21 protein-coding genes, 1 tRNA gene and 1 pseudogene are annotated in these 17,304 nt (G+C 33.8%); 17 read left to right on the top strand and 6 right to left on the bottom strand.

The genetic code is table 11. The annotated features are described in order from the left end of the window. Positions 1 to 6: 6 nt before the first annotated feature. From traK to NLG42_RS19345, 8 genes are read left to right on the top strand one after another with little or no spacing between them, the layout of a single operon-like run. Positions 7 to 618, top strand: coding sequence for a conjugative transposon protein TraK (gene traK, locus NLG42_RS19380; protein ID WP_257681971.1), 612 nt, complete (start codon positions 7 to 9; stop codon positions 616 to 618). Beyond that, a complete protein-coding gene (locus NLG42_RS19375; RefSeq protein ID WP_257681970.1) occupies positions 615 to 1,067 on the top strand; it encodes a hypothetical protein in 453 nt (150 codons plus the stop codon). Before traK ends, NLG42_RS19375 begins: the two co-directional genes overlap by 4 nt. A 4-nt stretch (positions 1,068 to 1,071) precedes the next feature. Next, entirely contained in the window at positions 1,072 to 2,361 is a 1,290-nt protein-coding gene (gene traM / locus NLG42_RS19370) for a conjugative transposon protein TraM (RefSeq protein WP_257681969.1), read from the top strand. 16 nt (positions 2,362 to 2,377) lie between these two features. After that, the gene (traN, locus tag NLG42_RS19365) at positions 2,378 to 3,208 is read left to right on the top strand and encodes a conjugative transposon protein TraN (protein WP_257681968.1); all 831 of its coding nucleotides are present in this window, start codon (positions 2,378 to 2,380) and stop codon (positions 3,206 to 3,208) included. Positions 3,209 to 3,235: 27 nt separating this feature from the next. Beyond that, a complete protein-coding gene (locus NLG42_RS19360) occupies positions 3,236 to 4,039 on the top strand; it encodes a hypothetical protein (RefSeq protein ID WP_257681967.1) in 804 nt (267 codons plus the stop codon). Between the two features lie 29 nt (positions 4,040 to 4,068). Then, positions 4,069 to 5,097, top strand: coding sequence for a hypothetical protein (locus NLG42_RS19355; RefSeq protein WP_257681966.1), 1,029 nt, complete (start codon positions 4,069 to 4,071; stop codon positions 5,095 to 5,097). 11 nt (positions 5,098 to 5,108) lie between these two features. Beyond that, positions 5,109 to 5,396, top strand: a complete 288-nt coding sequence (locus tag NLG42_RS19350; protein ID WP_257681965.1) for a hypothetical protein — start codon at positions 5,109 to 5,111, stop codon at positions 5,394 to 5,396. Positions 5,397 to 5,444: 48 nt separating this feature from the next. Then, positions 5,445 to 5,723, top strand: coding sequence for a helix-turn-helix domain-containing protein (locus tag NLG42_RS19345; protein ID WP_257681964.1), 279 nt, complete (start codon positions 5,445 to 5,447; stop codon positions 5,721 to 5,723). Positions 5,724 to 6,054: 331 nt separating this feature from the next. Here the strand turns inward: NLG42_RS19345 and NLG42_RS19340 are convergent, their stop codons facing one another. From NLG42_RS19340 to NLG42_RS19315, 6 genes and pseudogenes are all read right to left on the bottom strand, one after another. Beyond that, positions 6,055 to 7,362, bottom strand: coding sequence for a site-specific integrase (locus NLG42_RS19340; protein WP_257681963.1), 1,308 nt, complete (start codon positions 7,360 to 7,362; stop codon positions 6,055 to 6,057). Between the two features lie 291 nt (positions 7,363 to 7,653). After that, a tRNA-Tyr gene (locus tag NLG42_RS19335) sits at positions 7,654 to 7,734 on the bottom strand. 485 nt (positions 7,735 to 8,219) lie between these two features. Further along, positions 8,220 to 8,606, bottom strand: a pseudogene (locus tag NLG42_RS19330) (peroxiredoxin family protein); the annotation flags it as partial. An 18-nt stretch (positions 8,607 to 8,624) separates the two neighbouring features. Then, positions 8,625 to 9,386, bottom strand: coding sequence for a DUF4369 domain-containing protein (locus NLG42_RS19325; RefSeq protein ID WP_089059890.1), 762 nt, complete (start codon positions 9,384 to 9,386; stop codon positions 8,625 to 8,627). 258 nt (positions 9,387 to 9,644) lie between these two features. After that, on the bottom strand, positions 9,645 to 10,085 hold the full coding sequence (locus tag NLG42_RS19320) for a KTSC domain-containing protein (RefSeq protein ID WP_089054020.1): 441 nt from the start codon (positions 10,083 to 10,085) through the stop codon (positions 9,645 to 9,647). Positions 10,086 to 10,414: 329 nt separating this feature from the next. Then, on the bottom strand, positions 10,415 to 10,660 hold the full coding sequence (locus NLG42_RS19315) for a hypothetical protein (RefSeq protein ID WP_089059891.1): 246 nt from the start codon (positions 10,658 to 10,660) through the stop codon (positions 10,415 to 10,417). Between the two features lie 86 nt (positions 10,661 to 10,746). On the opposite strand from NLG42_RS19315, the gene NLG42_RS19310 reads away from it, so the two are divergent. The 9 genes from NLG42_RS19310 (at position 10,747) to NLG42_RS19270 (ending at position 17,295) form a co-directional block, all read left to right on the top strand. After that, entirely contained in the window at positions 10,747 to 11,289 is a 543-nt protein-coding gene (locus tag NLG42_RS19310) for a hypothetical protein (RefSeq protein WP_099718844.1), read from the top strand. Further along, the gene (locus NLG42_RS19305; RefSeq protein ID WP_089059913.1) at positions 11,289 to 11,435 is read left to right on the top strand and encodes a hypothetical protein; all 147 of its coding nucleotides are present in this window, start codon (positions 11,289 to 11,291) and stop codon (positions 11,433 to 11,435) included. The genes NLG42_RS19310 and NLG42_RS19305 overlap by 1 nt, the downstream gene beginning before the upstream one ends. 83 nt (positions 11,436 to 11,518) lie before the next feature. Further along, a complete protein-coding gene (locus tag NLG42_RS19300) occupies positions 11,519 to 11,755 on the top strand; it encodes a hypothetical protein (protein ID WP_257681962.1) in 237 nt (78 codons plus the stop codon). Then, the gene (locus NLG42_RS19295) at positions 11,712 to 12,122 is read left to right on the top strand and encodes a YchJ family protein (RefSeq protein ID WP_257681961.1); all 411 of its coding nucleotides are present in this window, start codon (positions 11,712 to 11,714) and stop codon (positions 12,120 to 12,122) included. The genes NLG42_RS19300 and NLG42_RS19295 overlap by 44 nt, the downstream gene beginning before the upstream one ends. A gap of 106 nt (positions 12,123 to 12,228) precedes the next feature. Next, the gene (locus tag NLG42_RS19290) at positions 12,229 to 13,347 is read left to right on the top strand and encodes a vWA domain-containing protein (RefSeq protein ID WP_099718841.1); all 1,119 of its coding nucleotides are present in this window, start codon (positions 12,229 to 12,231) and stop codon (positions 13,345 to 13,347) included. A gap of 44 nt (positions 13,348 to 13,391) precedes the next feature. Beyond that, on the top strand, positions 13,392 to 13,541 hold the full coding sequence (locus NLG42_RS19285) for a hypothetical protein (RefSeq protein WP_257681960.1): 150 nt from the start codon (positions 13,392 to 13,394) through the stop codon (positions 13,539 to 13,541). A 240-nt stretch (positions 13,542 to 13,781) separates the two neighbouring features. Continuing rightward, positions 13,782 to 15,245, top strand: coding sequence for an AAA family ATPase (locus NLG42_RS19280; RefSeq protein ID WP_257681959.1), 1,464 nt, complete (start codon positions 13,782 to 13,784; stop codon positions 15,243 to 15,245). A gap of 287 nt (positions 15,246 to 15,532) precedes the next feature. Then, a complete protein-coding gene (locus tag NLG42_RS19275) occupies positions 15,533 to 15,970 on the top strand; it encodes a MarR family winged helix-turn-helix transcriptional regulator (protein ID WP_089058511.1) in 438 nt (145 codons plus the stop codon). A 5-nt stretch (positions 15,971 to 15,975) separates the two neighbouring features. Further along, positions 15,976 to 17,295: a serine hydrolase gene (locus NLG42_RS19270; RefSeq protein WP_257681958.1), complete on the top strand. Its 1,320-nt coding sequence runs from the start codon at positions 15,976 to 15,978 to the stop codon at positions 17,293 to 17,295. Positions 17,296 to 17,304 lie beyond the last annotated feature (9 nt).

Here is a 17,304-nt window from a genome sequence, read left to right as displayed (position 1 = left end):
AACAAGATGAAAAATATAGATACAGCTTTCCGCCATGTCAGGGGATTTACTATGCTGGTTGTTGCAGGAAGCACGCTCATAACATGTTACGCTATCTACAAAAGCTTCAGTTCTGTAGCTTCAATGCAGGATAAGGTTTATATCCTTGCAAATGGAAAGGCTATGGAAGCTTACGCATCAGACCGTAAAGATAATGTTCCAGTGGAGGCAAGGGATCACGTTAGGACATTCCACCAGTATTTCTTCAGTCTTGATCCTGATGATAAAGTAATCAAAGCAAATGTGACAAAAGCCCTATATCTGGCTGATAATTCGGTTAAACGCATTTACGATGATTTAAAAGAAAATGGATACTATTCTGGAATCATTTCAGGCAATATCAGCCAGACTGTTATAATTGACAGCATACAAATTGATATTGAAGAATATCCGTACCGCTTTAAATGTTTTGCCCAGCAGAACATAATAAGGACTACAAGCATACTCAACAGAAACCTGATTACAGAAGGAACTCTGCGAAATGTTTCAAGGAGCGATAATAATCCGCATGGTTTTCTGATTGAAAGGTTCAATACACTTGAAAACAAAGATCTGGGAACTCTAAACAGAAAGCCATGAAAAGCGTATTGAAAAAACAGAATCAGGATCAAAAAGAATTACGGCTTTACGTAATGGTTAAGTTGTGGTGGGTGAGAAAAATGAATAGCCTTACTAAAGATCTATCTAAATCACAGCTTTACTTTTTTCTGATCTTTTTCAGCATACTAGGAACAACTTTTTGTTTTTATACAGCAATTAAAGGTGTTGTAGTAAACAGTTCGGAATCGATTCGTATTGATGGAGTATCAGCTATTAAATCTGTTTATAATGACCAGGTGTTCGAACCTTATTTTATGGATACCGCATTTAAGGGAAATATAAAAAAATCTTATCTCAGTAGTTATGTAGACAGTGTTATTAATACCTCAAGTCCGATCTATTTAAATAAGATAGATACTTCGAGAGCTAAAGATTTTTACAGCATTATGGAGTCCGCAGAAAATAATAAAGCTAACAACAAAAAATAAAAATATGGAAAATCAAAGACTTTCAGCCAAAGATAGAAAGAATCGAAAAATGTTTCTTGTTCTTCCTTTGCTTATCCTGCCATTTGTAACGATGCTCTTCTGGGTACTAGGAGGCGGAAAAGGCGAAGGAACGTTAGTTTCAGAAGACAAAAAAGGAGGTTTTAATATGCTGCTTCCAAATCCAAAATTAAAGGAAGACTCCAGCTTAGATAAAATGAGCTACTATGATCAGGCATCAATTGATTCTATAAAGCTTCTGGAACAAAAGAAAAAAGATCCGAATTATTCAAAGATTATGGCAGATGAAATTAATCTTGAAGCAGAAAATTATATTGATTCAACAGAAATGTTGGGCAATCATAAAAAGGGAGGTTTGAATACAAGTTCTTTTAAGACAGAGAATGACCAGAAGATATATCAGAAGCTGCAGGCCCTGCAGAAAGCAATTGCCGAGCCGTCTAAAACAAATAACCATACTCAGGATATGAGAGAGTTTCAATACTCAAGGCCTCCATTTGGCGAATCAGAGGAAATGAAAAACTTGGAGCAGCTAATGACTGCCATGAGCGCGCCTTCTGAACCTGATCCCGAGCTCGCGCAGTTAGGCGGGATGCTTGAAAATATTTTGGACATACAGCATCCTGAACGTGTTCAGGAAAAAGTTAGGCAGAATTCGAAGCTTCACAAAGGAAAAGTTTATTCTGTAACTAGAAAAGCTGGAGAAGAAAACCTCACTTCTTTACAGGGCGGGATGCAATCCCCTAAAGAAGATAATGGAATTTCTTTTTATCCTCTTGAAGAAGACAATGCAAATGAAGAAATTCAAAACGCAGTTGAAGGTGCAGTACACGAAACACAGACCATTGTAAACGGTTCAGTTGTAAAAATCAGACTTGTAAATGATGTTTTTATAAATGGAGTTTTAATTCCAAGAAACAGTTTTGTTTTTGGAACAGCATCTTTAAAAGGGGAAAGACTTGAGATAAAGATTAGTACCATAAAATACCAGAATTCCATATTCCCTGTGGAGCTTTCAGTTTTCGACATAGACGGCATTAAAGGCATTTACATCCCAGGAACTATTAGCAGGGATGTTGCAAAAGCTTCTGCTGACAGATCTATGCAGAGTATTGGACTTTCAAGTGTAAGTGATTCATGGGGAGCTCAGGCTGCCGGTATGGGAGTGGAGGCGGCAAAAACACTTTTGAGCAAAAAAGTAAAGCTTATTAAAGTGGCGGTAAAAGCTGGCTACAAAGTGCTTCTGTATGATGAAAAGGAAAAAAATGAAAAATAACTGTAAACTATTCAACATGAAAAAAATACAACTATTAATAAATATCAGCATTTTTCTGATTACAGCTTCAGGATACAGCCAGTATAATACAAAATCTGAATATAATAACATTCAGTTGGGCTTTTCAAAAACCACCAGTATTTTATTTCCCTACGCTGTTAAAAGTCTTGATATCGGCAGCCGTGATGTTCTTGTGCAGAAAGCTAAAGGAGTTGAAAATATAATTCTTTTAAAAGCAGGAAAACAGAATTTCCAGCAGACTAACCTTACGGTAGTTACCTCGGATGGTAAGCTTTACATCTTCATTTTGAACTTTGACGATTTGTGCCCGACTTTAAACATAGATGCCGGACTGCGAAATACGGATGATAAACAGTTGCTGTTTTCGCTGGAGAATGAAAACCAGAAGGAAATTAAGGATTATGCAATGCTGGCATTATCTAAGAAAAACAGGCTAAGCGGACTTAAATCAAGAAAATCGGAAATAGAAATGAAAGTTGATGGTATTTTTATCCATCAGGACATAATGTACTTCAGAGTTTTTTTAGGCAATGATTCTAAAATTAATTACGATGTTGACCAGCTGCGTTTTTTTATCCGTGACCAGAGAAAATCGAAACGTACAGCATCACAGGAAATAGAGATTATACCGCTTTACAATACTGGTGACTTCAGCCGGATTTCTGATAAATCTGAATTCACAGCTGTATTTGCCCTGCCTAAATTTACAATACCCGAGAAGAAAAAGTTTACAATGCAGATCTTTGAGAAAAACGGAGGCAGGCATCTGGAGCTGGATATAAAAAACAGTAACCTGGTAAATCTTGAAATTCTGGGTAACCTATAAGCAATACTAATTTTAAATGTAAAGATCATGAACGAGAAAAATTTGCAATATCTGAAAGACCAGTTAAAATATACTGGATTTGGAGAGACTTTTGATGCTGAATTAAGAGAGAATATTCTAAAAGGGGATAAGGATTTTAAAATAATCCATACTGGCATTATGAACAATGGAGTCCCTAACAAGGATAGTGTGACTGTTGAATTGAATTTTAAAAAGTCCGATCAGAGTGAAATGTGTTTTTTTAATTCCTATAAGGTTAATCTACAGAAAGAGGAAAATAAGCCGGGATTAGAGCAGACTTTTTATATTAATAATGATAGCACCAGCATTACGCTCAAAGAAGCATATAATTTGATGGAGGGAAGATCAGTTAATAAAGATTTAAAAACTAAGGAAGGCGAAACTTATAATTGCTGGATTTCTTTGAACTTTAAGGAGACAGACAACAGCGGCAACTTTAAGCTGAATCAGTATCACCAGAATTATGGTTATGATTTAGAAGCAGCACTGGAAAAACATTCAATTAAAGAGCTGCTGAAACCACAGTATAAAGAAGACCTAATTAATTCGCTTAAAAAAGGAAACCTGCAGTCTGTAACCTTTGTTGTTAACGGTGAAGAGCGAAAACAGTTTGTGGAGGCCAATCCACAGTTTAAAACGGTTAAGGTTTACGATTCTTCTCTTCAGAGAATAAATGACAGGGAAAGCAAAACTGAAAAGCAGTCGCAGTCAAAAGAAAAGAATGAAGCGCAGAGCAACAACGACGATGAAGCTGGAGGAAAACAACAGAATACTGCTTCTCGCTCAAGGAAAACAAGCAGATCAGTTTAGGACAATATCAACCTCAATTAAAACTAGTTATGCCGGATGAAAATAACAGGGTAAAAAATGAGATAAAAATATGGCTTTCCAAGGAGGAAAAATTAAAGTCAATATTTGAAAAAAGTCCTAGCATTGAACGTTCCATACAAATAGTGAAGTTGAAGTTCCTAAAATTGCTTCTTTTCAAATATAAGAAGACTAAAGCCTTGGATGAACTTATGACCTTACGTTTGGTGAAGGAAGAATATAGAAATGTGAGTCGAAAAATATATCCCAATATGATTCACAGATTATTTAATGAAGCCATAATTGTTGCTGGATTTGAAAGAAAAGATAAACCTGGATATTTAAGGGATCAGGAATTGAATAAAAAAACTTTGGAAGACCAGCTTAAAAATAGCGGGTTTCATGATGCATTCAGTAAAGTTTTAGAGCTTATAAAGGAAGAGCAGTTAAACTTTTATGTTCCAGTTTCTTATCATATATCAGAAAATGAAACGATAGAGCATTCATTATCTTTTGGTAAGGATGAGCAGGGTACGTACCAGTTTAATGGATTCAGTTCTATCCTTAGGGATTTTTCTTCACCATCCTCTTACAGCTCGCACTTTTTTAAAAATGATAAATCTGAGAGTTATAATTCCGAGGAGGCATACAATATGCTGGCTGGAAGGGCAGTGCTTAAAAATGGAACGTGGAAACAGTTTAATTTTTATGATAAAGATAAATTGGATAACTACCGTATGCATGAATATCCAGAAGCTTACGGGTACAATGTCAACAGTGTCCTAAATACTCTTTCGCTTAAAAATGATGACGACTCATTTGAATCCCTTGCAAATTCTTTGAAAAAGGGGGGGAGAGAGGAAGCAGTGCTGCTGATTGAAGGGAGAGAAGTAAAAACCTTCATTGAGACTAATCCCCGTTTTAAAACATTGAACTTTTATAATGACAGGATGCAGAAGATAAGTTTGAGGGAATTGGAGAGAGGATGTAAAATTCAACCAGTAAAGAAGCCTGAGATGCGGATTGAAACATCTTCAAGGAAGATGTCACCAAAATTTTGAAACAATAACCTATGGATAATCTTGAGATCTTAACGAGATTTTTTCAGACTATTGAAAATGATTTTAGAATTGGAACGACCCATATCGCAATTTTTGCGGCTTTACTTCAGTTCCGTGCCTCAAAAGATTATATCAATCCAATTTTAGCGTATAGTATTGAAATTCAGAAAATTTCCAAAGTAGTTTCTCCTAAAACTTATCATAGATGTATGCATGATCTAGATAAGTACGGCTATCTAGTTTATGTTCCGACTAAGAATAAAAATAAAAGAAGCAGCATCTATTTTCATTTGGATTAATTTTTCAAATGATAGTTTTACAATAATAAAATTAAAATTTAAAATAGTATGGAGGAGCTTGTGACTAAAGATGATTTAAGACAATTTGGGCTTATGCTTACTGAGTCCATGCGTACACTTATTGCGCAATCTGCCGGGGTTAATAATATTGAATCGGAATCTCAATGGCTTAAGACCAAAACTGTGCGCAAAATGCTGGATATTTCAGCTGGTTCAGTACAGAATCTCAGAATAAGCCAAAAAGTTCGTTTTAAGAAAGTGCTTGGCTCTTATTACTACCATAGAGAAGATCTTCAAAAACTGTTTGATGATGAAACAAAACAATAGGTTTAAAGATAGGCAGATTATGGATTATATTTCACTATACAGTGAAGATCCACAACTGAATGTCTGGCATTTGTCGATTTTAATAGCAATATTAGGATTAGGGTACAGGCAGGGGCAGAGAAGAAGGATTAAAGTCAGCCGCAGCAAGATTATGGAGCTCTCACATGTCAATACGCTGCCCACTTATCATAAGTACTTTAAACAGCTTCAGGATTTAGGATACATTAAGTACACCCCATCTTATCATCCGGGTTATAAGAGCGAAGTTAAACTGTATAAAAAGAGGCTATCCCAGCAATTTTGAGATAGCCTCTTTGATTTTAATTAAATATCATGAAGTTATATTATACTTCTTTTTGATTGCCTGGATTTCTTTTTCTAATCTTCCCAAAACCGCTAAATCGGGTTTTGAAATCTTTGAAGCGGTTTTGTTGAGCTTTTTATTTAGAATGGACATTTCACGGCCAATAGTCGTCTGCTCTGTTATGGCATAAGCCTCGGTCTGCTTTACTGATGCATGACCAAGCAGTTCTTTAACTACGTTTATAGGAACATTGTTATTTAGGGTTACCGTGCTTCCGAAAGTCCGACGTGCCATATGCGTGTTGAGCGTAAAAGGAAAACCGCACAGTACAGCAATTTCTTTCAGATACTCATTCATCTTCTGATTTGAGGAAACTGGTAGGACCGTACCACGCTGAATACAGAGAGGATGGACTTTATACTTTTCAATTATTTTTAGTGCCTGAGGAAGAAGTGGGACATTAAATGATGAATTGGTTTTCTGCCTTTCAGACATTATCCATAGATTTCCGTCTATGCCTTTCTTAATGTCGGTTTTCTTTAATTGATATGCGTCGATATAAGCAAGTCCTGTGTAGCATTGGAATACAAACACATCTCTTACGACATTAAGCCTTTCAGTTGTGAAATAATGACTTTCCAGTTCGTACAATTCCTGCGCGGTGAGAGGTTTTTTTACCAGTTTTGTTTTACGCCCCTTAAAATTCTTAAATGGATCCTTAATGATTAATTCCTTATCGATGGCGCGGATTACAATCTTTTTAAAATTTGCAATGTATTTGAGGGTGGTGTTGTTGCTACAGTCGCGTACAGTTCTAAGGTAAAACTCAAAGTCCTTAACAAACTCAAGATTCAAATCCGCAAATTCAAGATCATCCTTTTTAAACTTGAACTTTATAAAAGCAGTCAAATGGTTTTTAGTAATTGTAAACCGGTCAAGGGTGCCTTTTGCGTAACCTCTTCCAAGTAGCGCGTCCATCTCATCATTATGTTTTTGAAATTCTTCCAGCACCTTAATCTTTGGCGCTGTCCTTCCCAGAACCTCGTCCATAATTTTCTCCGCGGTTATGGCTTTGCCACTGTACATCATATCGGTTTTGATTTCATTGATTTTTAAAGTCAGCGAATCCAGAAAGAAGTTCAGCGACTTTGCATCTTCCTTTGAGCCGACTGCTCTTTCAAACCTTTGATCCCACCGTGTATTATCCCATTTTCTCTTAGTTGAACTTTCCTTACGGATACCGTCAACAGTAATTCTGAAATATACGATCCATTCCCTGCTTTCTATTTTGGGTCTTTTTAAAAAGAATCCCAAACCAAAACTGCTTTCCAACATAATCCTACTTTTTAAGTTAATAAATGTAGAATAATATCACTTCCAAATCAAGTCGTTAATCTCGTTAACCCCTGTAAAGTAAGGGGTTTTTGCTGTTTCTGGTGCACTTTTCTCCACGCCGAAAAGTGCACCGATTCTGCACCTTTAATTTTGTGGGCATTTATAAATATTGAAAACAAGCAATAAAGCAAAAAAGCCAGTAAATCATCGGATTTACTGGCTTTAAGACATTTTTTAAGGCTTTTTGAAAAGAATGAAAACTTTACGTTTTCTGCCTTTTCTGCCTTTCCGTGGGGAGAGCAGGATTCGAACCTGCGAAGTTCACACAGCAGATTTACAGTCTGCCCTCGTTGGCCGCTTGAGTATCTCCCCGAAGCTTTGTATTGTTGTGCTTTGTTGTTCTAAGCGGTTGCAAATATAGGAACGTTTTCTACATCTACAAACAAAAAACGAACTTAATTTTAAGTTATTTTTGAAATATTTTTTAATTGATTGGAATTGAATAAAATAAAAATCTTCAAAAATGTATTTTTTTTTAAATATTTTAAAAAGTAAGAATATTTTTATAGCTATTTTGTCGTTTTTGCTTTCAATTTGATCTTCAATAAAGCTGTCAGCCCTTGCTTTTATGGATGTATTAATTAGAATTAAGGAAAGATTATTCGTTTAGTATTGTACTTTCTAATTAGCTTAATCTAAATTTTTATTGATAGGTAAAATTTAAGTCAGTAGTATATCACTCTTTTTTTGGCTGAATTTTAATCTCTGCTTGATGAAATTCCAGTTTTAAATGGGAATGCTGTAAAACAAAAAAAATCTCCACTAGGGAGATTTTTTTATTTTATTCTAAGAATGTATTATTTAGCTAAAAGCTCTAATACTTTCGCTCTCAATTCTGGACCTCTTAAGTCTTGAGCAACTACTTTTCCTGATGCATCAAGAATAAAAGTAGCTGGAATTGATTCAACATTATATTGTTTTGCAATTGGTTCATCCCAAAATTTTAGGTTTGAAACGTGTGTCCAAGTTAAACCATCCTTTGCGATAGCTTCTGTCCACTTGTTTTTGTCTTTGTCTAATGAAACTCCAACAATGTTTAATCCTTTTGAATGCAGCTCTTTGTAAATTGCTACAACATTAGGGTTTTCTTGTCGGCATGGTCCGCACCATGAAGCCCAAAAATCAACGATCGTTACTTTGCCTAAACTTTCTTTAAGCGAAACTACTTTTCCTTCTGGATTTGGCGCAGAAAAGTCTGCTCTTCATTTCGCGTTACCAACTGCTGGAGCTGTAGCACCAACGGCAGGCATTTTCGCTTGACCTAATTTTGTTTTAACCTCTTTACCTGGAGTAGTATTTTTTAATGACTCATCTAAAGCATTAAATAAACTTTCTGTTTTTTTAATGTCAGCACTTGGGTCAGCAGCCATACCTTGAACAATTAGAACAGAGATAAAAGATTTTGGATGACCTTCAGCATAAGCTAAATATTTCTTTTTGCTGTTTTCTTGTACTTCTGTTTGAATAGTCATGTATTGTTTCATCAAGCCATTGATAGTTGCTGTATCTTGAGCTTGTTGAGCTTGCTGCATTTTCTGAGTATTCTTTTTCTGAAAATCAATTAAGCTTTTTTGAGTTTTGTTAAGATCTTCTTGAAATTTCACATACTCATCATTGCTGTAAGTTCCAGAAATTTTTGATTTATGAATACTGTCTTTATCAATTGCAATGTTGATTTCTCCTGTTTCTAAGATAAAAGGAATTGGTCCGTTTGCACCTTGAAGAATTAATGTATGGAAAGCTGGTTCAGTAACTTTTCCTTTTATTTCAAATTTTCCATTTTCAACTTTTACTGTATCAAGTGCTAAAGGCATTCTTGTAGCTGGGTCTAGACCTTGAAGGATAATGGTTTTTCCGTTTTCAATTCCAGTTGCGGTACCAGTAATTAAGTATTCTCCGTCTTTAACTTTACTGCATGAAATGATAGCCGCAGAAGCTGTAAGTAAAAAAAGTATTTTTTTCATTATAAAAAATTAATTAGTTAATTGATTTGTGCAACAAAAGTATCTAAAATTATAAAACATACAGAATTTTGTAACCTAAAATTTTGTTATAGTTTTTTAAGGGTTAATTTGCCTGTAATCAATGTGTTTGGTGCTTTAATTTGATTTAAAACTCTAGTTTTGGTTTTATTCTGAGGAGTGATTTTGCTTTTTTCTAATTTTTAAGCATAAAAAAAGCACTCTGTAAAAGAGTGCTTTTTAGAATATTTTTTAAGAAATCTATTCTTGATTTGTTTTCTTTCTCCAAGTAAAAGAGTTCAAAATGTGTCTTTTTGCAAATCTTCCAGGAGAATCTGCGTTTACCATTTTTACATAAGTTGCTTTAGGAACACTAATGTATTCATAAACACTTCCGTTAGAAAAATCGATAATTAAACGACCTTCAACAAATTTATAATCAGTAATTGATGAAGTTGCGATAGTTTCAGTATATTCTGGTAAATTTAGTTTAATCGTTTCAGGATTAATACTTACCAAGAAATGGTACGCTTCAATGATAGCTTTACTTTTTTCTTCTGCCGCTTTTAAACCAGCATCATCACCTTGAAATTTATCAGGATGAGCTTCTTTCATCGCATTACGATAAATGGTTTTCAAATCTTTTAATTCAGCAGTTTTGTCTACGTTTAGTAACTTGCGGTATTCAACTATTTTTTTCATAAATAAAAGGTAACTTCTTGTCTATTAGTTCGAAATGAGTGTTTTTACTTCAAAACGACAAATTTTTTGCAAAGGTACACTTTTTTTTAACTTTTCAGTTTTCATCTAAAAAATATTCAAGAAACTTATTCGCAAATGCTGATTTTACCACAAAGCAAACTAAGTTTTTCTATATGAAGGGTTTTGTAAAAAACGCAAAGTCCGCAAAGCTTTATAATTCAGCTTTGCGAACTTTTTATTTTAATTTCTAGAATAAAGTCAAAAAACGTAGCTCCAGATGCTATCGGGATTGCGGTTATATTTCCTTGTTTCAACCTGAAATATAAGGTTTATTCCGGCTTATGATTCGCCTTGTCAAAGTTTTTAGTTTTTTTAGGATATTTATCGTAACTGATATCACTTGGATTTTCGATTACAGATTTTATTGTAATCCAGTCACCAACATTAAAATTTGAATGTGCTATTTTATAATCTAAAAGATATTCACCACAGAAATAATTATTGTTTTCATCTTTTTCGATAATACCTGTATAAACTCCTTTTTGAGGCATTTTTTCTTGCGAATCTTTAGACATGATTTTTTTGTTTTAAATTTATGGGGCAAAGTTAATCAATTTATGTTTGTTTTAGGGAGTTCGAGACAATCTGAGTATATTTGCACATGCAGAAAAACTTTAAGCCACATCCAAATTCTTTTAAAAATACCTTTTGTGTTTTTCATGAAGTACTTCCAAATGAAATTGAAGGTTTAAAAAAACAGTTCGAAAGCAAAGCAGGAAGTTCTTATTATTATACAGAAAAAGGGATGTACCGCGTTTCGAATCATTGGGGAAGACTGGCAAACAGCAAATGGCGTTTAGTGGCTCGTGAACCAGAGACAGAATCAAAAACAAAAATTGGTTTTGCGGCTTGGAGCGAGTTTTATCCTGATAATGCAGAAGATAAATTATATTATATAGAAGCAGATTTTGATAAAAATTTAGCAAATTATCAGCATAAGAATAATCCAGAATATGATAAAAAAGCAGTTTTAAGAACAAGTTTTGAAACTGCAAAAAGATTAAAACAGATTAGAAATTTGCAACAATTAACTTCATGGGCAAAATATTTTGATTATGATGATCTAGCCGATTTGCGAAAGCAGATTATTGATAAATTGATCTATACAGAAAAAACATTAGAAGAAATTAAAAGAGAAATATAATGGGACGGAATAACGAAAAGAATATTAAAACTCATAATGACAAGTTGCATAAAGCGCAAGCAAAGAAAAAACAGGCAGAAATCGCCCGTAAAGAAAAGCTGAAAGAAATTGTGAAGAAATTCAACGAAAATAAGAAAGAAGAGTAATAAATATAGTTTCATGTTTCATATTACACGTTTCAAGTTGTTGAAGCGAAAACCTGAAACCTGAAACTTGAAATAAGAAAAAAATGAATTCAAAATTTGAAACCCTAAAAGCAAACGTTCAAGAAATTATTGATTTGATTGCTGCAAAAAACGATAGAGAAGCGAATAATAAACTGCTTGACGTAAGTGAAGAATTAGACGAGATGTTAGATCATGCTGAAGAAGATGAAGAACTTAGAGAAATCAGCAGATATCAAGTTTTATTAAATCAGCTTCATGTTAAAATTAACGGTGAGGAACAAGTTGACGGCGATGCATAAATGTTATTGCGATACAGGTTTACAGTTTGAAAACTGCTGTGGTTTGTATCTTGAGAAAAAACAAAAAGCGCCAACAGCTTTAGCATTAATGCGTTCCAGATATTCAGCATATGCGACTCATAATGCTGATTATCTTTTGCAAACTACTTATGTTTCTGAAAGAGAATATTATTCTAAATCAGAAATTTTAAAATGGGCAACCACAAATAAATGGCAGAAATTAGAGATTTTAAGTTTTACAGAAGATACTGTAGAATTTAAAGCCTATTTTCTGGATTCGAACAATAAACCGCAAACACATTACGAATTTTCGACTTTTAAATTTGAAGAAAATGAGGGGTTTTATGTCGATGGAAAGTTTGAATAATTGACATAATTGGAATAACTTTTAAGTTGTTTTGTCTAAATACTTTAACTAAAAATTAATAAACGTTTCGTTTTTCATAATTCTAAAAAACCTTAATTTTAGAATTATGAAAAACGAGTTTAAAAAAGGTTTTTATTTTAAGTCGTACGAAGCTCCATTTCAGTCTCCGTTTGAGAAACTTTTTGGTATTTTTAAAGAGTTGATCACCCATACTTCGGGAGATTTTGATGAAGCCATAGACTGGCTTCGAGAACTGGATAAGGAATATAAGCTTACCGACGAAAACTACACGATCGATGATTTTATCGAAGATTTAAAAAAGAAAGGTTACATAAAAGACGAAGTAAAAGGAGATGGTACAAACGGTTTTGGTATTACTGCTAAAACTGAACGTGCAATTCGCCAGCAGGCTTTAGATCAGATTTTTGGAAATTTAAAACGTTCAGGAAACGGAAATCATAAAACCAAACATGCAGGAAATGGTGATGAACATACAGGAGAATTTCGCGAATTTAATTTTGGCGACAGCTTAGAACGTATTTCATTAACAGAAAGTCTCAGAAACGCTCAAATCAATAATGGAGTTGAAAGCTTCATGCTGACGGAAAATGATTTGGTGGTTGAAGAAACGCAGTACAAAGCACAAATGAGTACCGTTTTGATGATTGATATCAGTCATAGTATGATTTTGTACGGCGAAGACCGAATTACGCCAGCGAAGAAAGTTGCAATGGCTTTGGCTGAATTAATAACAACGCGTTACCCAAAAGATACACTTGATATTTTAGTTTTTGGGAACGATGCATGGACAATTCCAATTAAAGATTTACCATACCTGCAAGTTGGACCTTATCATACCAATACTGTTGCAGGATTGCAATTGGCGATGGATATTTTACGCCGAAAACGAAATACCAACAAGCAGATTTTTATGATTACCGATGGTAAGCCAAGCTGTGTGCGCGAACGCGACGGTTCGTATTATATGAACAGTAATGGACTTGATGAATATATTGTCGATAAATGTTATACACAAGCACAGCAAGCTAGAAAATTACATATTCCGATAACCACTTTTATGATTGCAAATGATCCTTATTTACAGCGATTTGTAAATCATTTTACCGAAGCCAATCAAGGGAAAGCATTTTATACCGGACTAAAAGGTTTAGGAGAAATGATTTTTGAAGATTATGAAACGAATAGGAAAAAAAGAGTTCGCTAAATAAGGTTCAAAGGTTCATAGTGGCAAAGGGACAAAGGTTTTTTTTGACAACGTGTATAGTAGAGGCGCACAGCAGTGCGTCTAACACAACAATTGTCACGCTGAGCGAAGTCGAAGCACCGCTTCAATTGGGTTTAGGAGAAATGATTTTTGAAATTATGAAACGAATAGAAAAAAAAGAGTTCGCTAAATAAGGTTCAAAGGTTCATAGTGTCAAAGGGACAAAGGTTTTTTTGACAACGTGTATAGTAGAGGCGCACCGCAGTGCGTCTAACATAACAATTGTCACGCTGAGCGAAGTCGAAGCGCCGCTTCAATTAGGTTTGAGAAAATTAAAGACAACGTAATCGTAGAAACACACTGCAGTGCGTCTACACACAGTAATGACGCAATATTTGTCATTAAAAATAAATAACAATTTATATTTCAATAAAATGGAAATAACAACTATAAAAACATTAGGTCAATTAAAAGCCTCAGGATATAAAAGCACTAGTATTAAGGATGAATTAAGAAATAATCTACGAGAGAAGATTAAATCTGGTAAACCCGTTTTTGAAGGTGTTCATGGGTTTGAAAATACAGTAATTCCTGAATTAGAACGCGCTATTCTTTCTCGTCATAATATTAATTTGTTGGGACTTCGCGGACAGGCAAAAACTCGCTTAGCGCGTAAAATGGTAGAATTATTAGAGGAGTATATTCCGTTTGTAACCGGTTCAGAAATTAATGACGATCCATTAAATCCGATTTCACGTTTTGCTAAAGATTTAATTTTAGAGAAAGGTGATGAAACTCCAATTTCGTGGCTGCATAGAAATGATCGCTTCTTTGAAAAATTAGCAACGCCAGACGTTACTGTTGCAGATTTGATTGGAGATGTTGATCCAATAAAAGCCGCTAATTTAAAATTATCTTATGCAGATGATCGCGTAATTCACTTCGGAATGATTCCGAGAGCAAATCGCTGTATTTTTGTAATTAATGAGCTGCCGGATCTGCAAGCCCGAATTCAAGTTGCTTTGTTTAATATTCTGCAAGAAGGCGATATTCAAATTCGAGGATTTAAAGTGAGAATGCCACTGGATATGCAGTTTATATTTACGGCAAATCCAGAAGATTATACGAACAGAGGAAGTATTGTAACGCCTCTTAAAGATAGAATAGGTTCGCAGATTTTAACGCATTATCCCGAAAGTGTTGCCATCGCAAGAACAATTACAGAACAAGAGGCAAAGCTGGATGAAAATCAAAGTGACATCGTTTATGTGCCAAGTTTAGCCAGAGATATTTTAGAACAAATTAGTTTTGAAGCCCGAGATAGTGAATACATCGATAATAAAAGTGGTGTAAGTGCCAGAATGAGCATAACGGCTTTTGAGAATTTAATTAGTACTGCAGAACGTCGTGCTTTAAAATCTGGAGCAGATAAAACAATTTTGCGTTTATCAGATTTTATGGGAGTAATTCCGTCGATTACTGGAAAAGTCGAATTGGTTTATGAAGGAGAACAGGAGGGAGCTGCAGTCGTTGCACAGTATTTAATTGGCTCCGCAATTAGAACATTGTTTTCGGAGTATTTTCCAAAAATTGAAAAACTTGAAAAGCCAGGAGAAAAAACACCTTATTCAGATTTGATTGAGTGGTTTTTTACAGAAAGCGGTTTTGAATTATTAGATGATGCTTCAGATGCTGAATATAAAGGTATTTTGGATGAAATTACTCCATTAGATGTTTTATTAAAAAAATATCAGCCTAATTTAGACAAACAAGATATGCATTTTATGAAAGAGTTTGTTTTATGGGCATTGGTAGAGTATAAAAAACTAAGTAAAGATCGTTTTGCGCAAGGTCACCAATTTAAAGATATGTACGGAAGTTATATCAGTAAATTGTAATCAATTAAGTGTAGTTTTTTAATGCATAGAAGAATAGATTAATTGCTGGAAAAGACGTTTTGCTAATTTAAAAGACGCATAAGCTGCTATGTTAAAGAAATGCATTTCTTTTTTTTGTGTTACTTTCTTGAGTATAATATAGGTCTATGTTTCTATGTGTTTAGACCATATTCTGCAAATTAAATATTGATTTTACAATCTAACCCGACAGTTATTTTTAAACTGTCGGGTTTTATTTTGTGAATTATATTGATATATCAATTATATTTGTATCAAATAAATGAATCATGAAAATTGAAAATCCAACAGGAACTGCTCTTTATTCTATAGAAAAGGCAATAAAAGAATATCGAAAACTGGCACAAAAAAACATTGCCAAAGTAGTAAAAGATATTACAGTAGATCAATGCTTGGTGCTTATAATATTGCAGCAAAACGAGAGTATTTCTCAAAACGAATTAGCAAATCTTGTTTTTAAAGACAATGCTTCTATAACTCGAATGATTGAATTAATGGTTAAAAATGACTACCTAATTCGAACAATTCATTCTGAAGACAGAAGAAAGTTCAATCTCACAGTTACTGAAAAAGGTTTGAAAACCATTGAATTAATAGAACCCGTTATTCAATCAAACAGAGAAACAGCTTTGCATGGTTTATCTTTAAAAGAGATAACATTGCTGGATCAAACACTGCAAAAAATAATTCGTAATTGTAAAGAATGATTGATATGAAATCAAAATTAATCTTAGTAATGTTCTCGGTATTTGCTTTTGGTTATTCGCAAAATGAATTGGGTAGAAAGGTAGAAAAGTATATGGATGCACAATTTGCTGTTAATGATTTTAGCGGCACCGTCTTAGTTTCTAAAAATGATACCATACTATTGAAAAAAGCCTATGGTTTTGCTGATTACGAATGGAACATAAAAAACACAATCGATTCAAAGTTTAGTTTAGCTTCCGTTTCAAAGCAGTTTACAGCTGTTGCAATCTTACAATTGGCGGAGCGTAAAAAACTTTCTTTAGAAGATCCTATAAATCAATATTTTGCTGATTTTCCAAAAGGAGAAAAAATAACGATAAAAATGCTGCTGGCTCATAATTCAGGTTTGCAAATGGATTTTGACGAATTGTATTTATCAAAGACAGATTTAGATAAAGATTCTGTTTATCAGTATATCATCAAAAAGCCATTACTGTTTGAACCTGGTACAAGTACAGCATACAGTAATATTGGTTATTATTTACTGGCAAGAATTATAGAGAAAGTATCAGGGCAGACTTATTCGACATTTTTAAAACAGCAATTGTTTGATAAAGCCAAAATGTACAATTCAGGCATTACAACAAATAATGCAATAGTAGATAAAATGGCTAAGTCGTATTATTTTGAAAATGATAAACTAGTAAAAAATCCTTATATCAATTGGAATTTTAATATAGGTCATGATGGTGTTTATTCTACCATTGATGATTTGTATTTATGGAATAAAGCCTTGTTTGACAGCGAAATTATTTTATCAGAAGAATCAAAGAAAAAGATGTTTACTTCATACAACGATCAAGATTTTGGATTTGGAGTTTTGGTTAATCCTTTCTACAATCAAAATCATCAGTTAATTGCACATGACGGCGGTTTTTTTGGAGCAATGACATCTTTTAATAAATTTACAAACGATAATATACTAATTACTGTTTTATCCAATAACCAGTCAAAGTCTTATTATATCGCATATGGTCTTGCCGGAATCTGTTTTGGAAAAGAAGTTGAACTTCCATATAAACATATTCAAACCGTAGTAGATTCAAAAATCTATGATCAGTATGTGGGAGAGTATGAAAATATTAAAATTTTAAAGAAAGATAATAAGCTGTATTATATAGATCAAGATATTGAGTTACTGCCAGAATCTCAAACCAAGTTTTTTCGCTCAGACAATAACAATACTACAGTCGAATTTATAAAAGACAAAAAAGGAAAAGTTACACAGCTGGAAATTAAAAAGGCAGGAATAAAAGAAGTAAAAGTTAAAAGTAAGGGAGTATAAGTACTATTT

This window comes from Flavobacterium plurextorum, assembly GCF_024638035.1.
Taxonomy (GTDB): domain Bacteria; phylum Bacteroidota; class Bacteroidia; order Flavobacteriales; family Flavobacteriaceae; genus Flavobacterium; species Flavobacterium plurextorum.
Note: the sequence above shows the minus strand (reverse complement) of the source record. Positions and strands in the feature narration are given on the sequence as shown.

What these genes read in the sequence shown, in the direction of transcription:
- traK (WP_257681971.1), top strand. Translation starts at nt 7, where the DNA reads ATGAAAAATATAGATACAGCTTTCCGCCATGTCAGGGGATTTACTATG.
- NLG42_RS19375 (WP_257681970.1), top strand. Translation starts at nt 615, where the DNA reads ATGAAAAGCGTATTGAAAAAACAGAATCAGGATCAAAAAGAATTACGG.
- traM (WP_257681969.1), top strand. Translation starts at nt 1,072, where the DNA reads ATGGAAAATCAAAGACTTTCAGCCAAAGATAGAAAGAATCGAAAAATG.
- traN (WP_257681968.1), top strand. Translation starts at nt 2,378, where the DNA reads ATGAAAAAAATACAACTATTAATAAATATCAGCATTTTTCTGATTACA.
- NLG42_RS19360 (WP_257681967.1), top strand. Translation starts at nt 3,236, where the DNA reads ATGAACGAGAAAAATTTGCAATATCTGAAAGACCAGTTAAAATATACT.
- NLG42_RS19355 (WP_257681966.1), top strand. Translation starts at nt 4,069, where the DNA reads ATGCCGGATGAAAATAACAGGGTAAAAAATGAGATAAAAATATGGCTT.
- NLG42_RS19350 (WP_257681965.1), top strand. Translation starts at nt 5,109, where the DNA reads ATGGATAATCTTGAGATCTTAACGAGATTTTTTCAGACTATTGAAAAT.
- NLG42_RS19345 (WP_257681964.1), top strand. Translation starts at nt 5,445, where the DNA reads ATGGAGGAGCTTGTGACTAAAGATGATTTAAGACAATTTGGGCTTATG.
- NLG42_RS19340 (WP_257681963.1), bottom strand. Translation starts at nt 7,362, where the DNA reads ATGTTGGAAAGCAGTTTTGGTTTGGGATTCTTTTTAAAAAGACCCAAA.
- NLG42_RS19325 (WP_089059890.1), bottom strand. Translation starts at nt 9,386, where the DNA reads ATGAAAAAAATACTTTTTTTACTTACAGCTTCTGCGGCTATCATTTCA.
- NLG42_RS19320 (WP_089054020.1), bottom strand. Translation starts at nt 10,085, where the DNA reads ATGAAAAAAATAGTTGAATACCGCAAGTTACTAAACGTAGACAAAACT.
- NLG42_RS19315 (WP_089059891.1), bottom strand. Translation starts at nt 10,660, where the DNA reads ATGTCTAAAGATTCGCAAGAAAAAATGCCTCAAAAAGGAGTTTATACA.
- NLG42_RS19310 (WP_099718844.1), top strand. Translation starts at nt 10,747, where the DNA reads ATGCAGAAAAACTTTAAGCCACATCCAAATTCTTTTAAAAATACCTTT.
- NLG42_RS19305 (WP_089059913.1), top strand. Translation starts at nt 11,289, where the DNA reads ATGGGACGGAATAACGAAAAGAATATTAAAACTCATAATGACAAGTTG.
- NLG42_RS19300 (WP_257681962.1), top strand. Translation starts at nt 11,519, where the DNA reads ATGAATTCAAAATTTGAAACCCTAAAAGCAAACGTTCAAGAAATTATT.
- NLG42_RS19295 (WP_257681961.1), top strand. Translation starts at nt 11,712, where the DNA reads ATGTTAAAATTAACGGTGAGGAACAAGTTGACGGCGATGCATAAATGT.
- NLG42_RS19290 (WP_099718841.1), top strand. Translation starts at nt 12,229, where the DNA reads ATGAAAAACGAGTTTAAAAAAGGTTTTTATTTTAAGTCGTACGAAGCT.
- NLG42_RS19280 (WP_257681959.1), top strand. Translation starts at nt 13,782, where the DNA reads ATGGAAATAACAACTATAAAAACATTAGGTCAATTAAAAGCCTCAGGA.
- NLG42_RS19275 (WP_089058511.1), top strand. Translation starts at nt 15,533, where the DNA reads ATGAAAATTGAAAATCCAACAGGAACTGCTCTTTATTCTATAGAAAAG.
- NLG42_RS19270 (WP_257681958.1), top strand. Translation starts at nt 15,976, where the DNA reads ATGAAATCAAAATTAATCTTAGTAATGTTCTCGGTATTTGCTTTTGGT.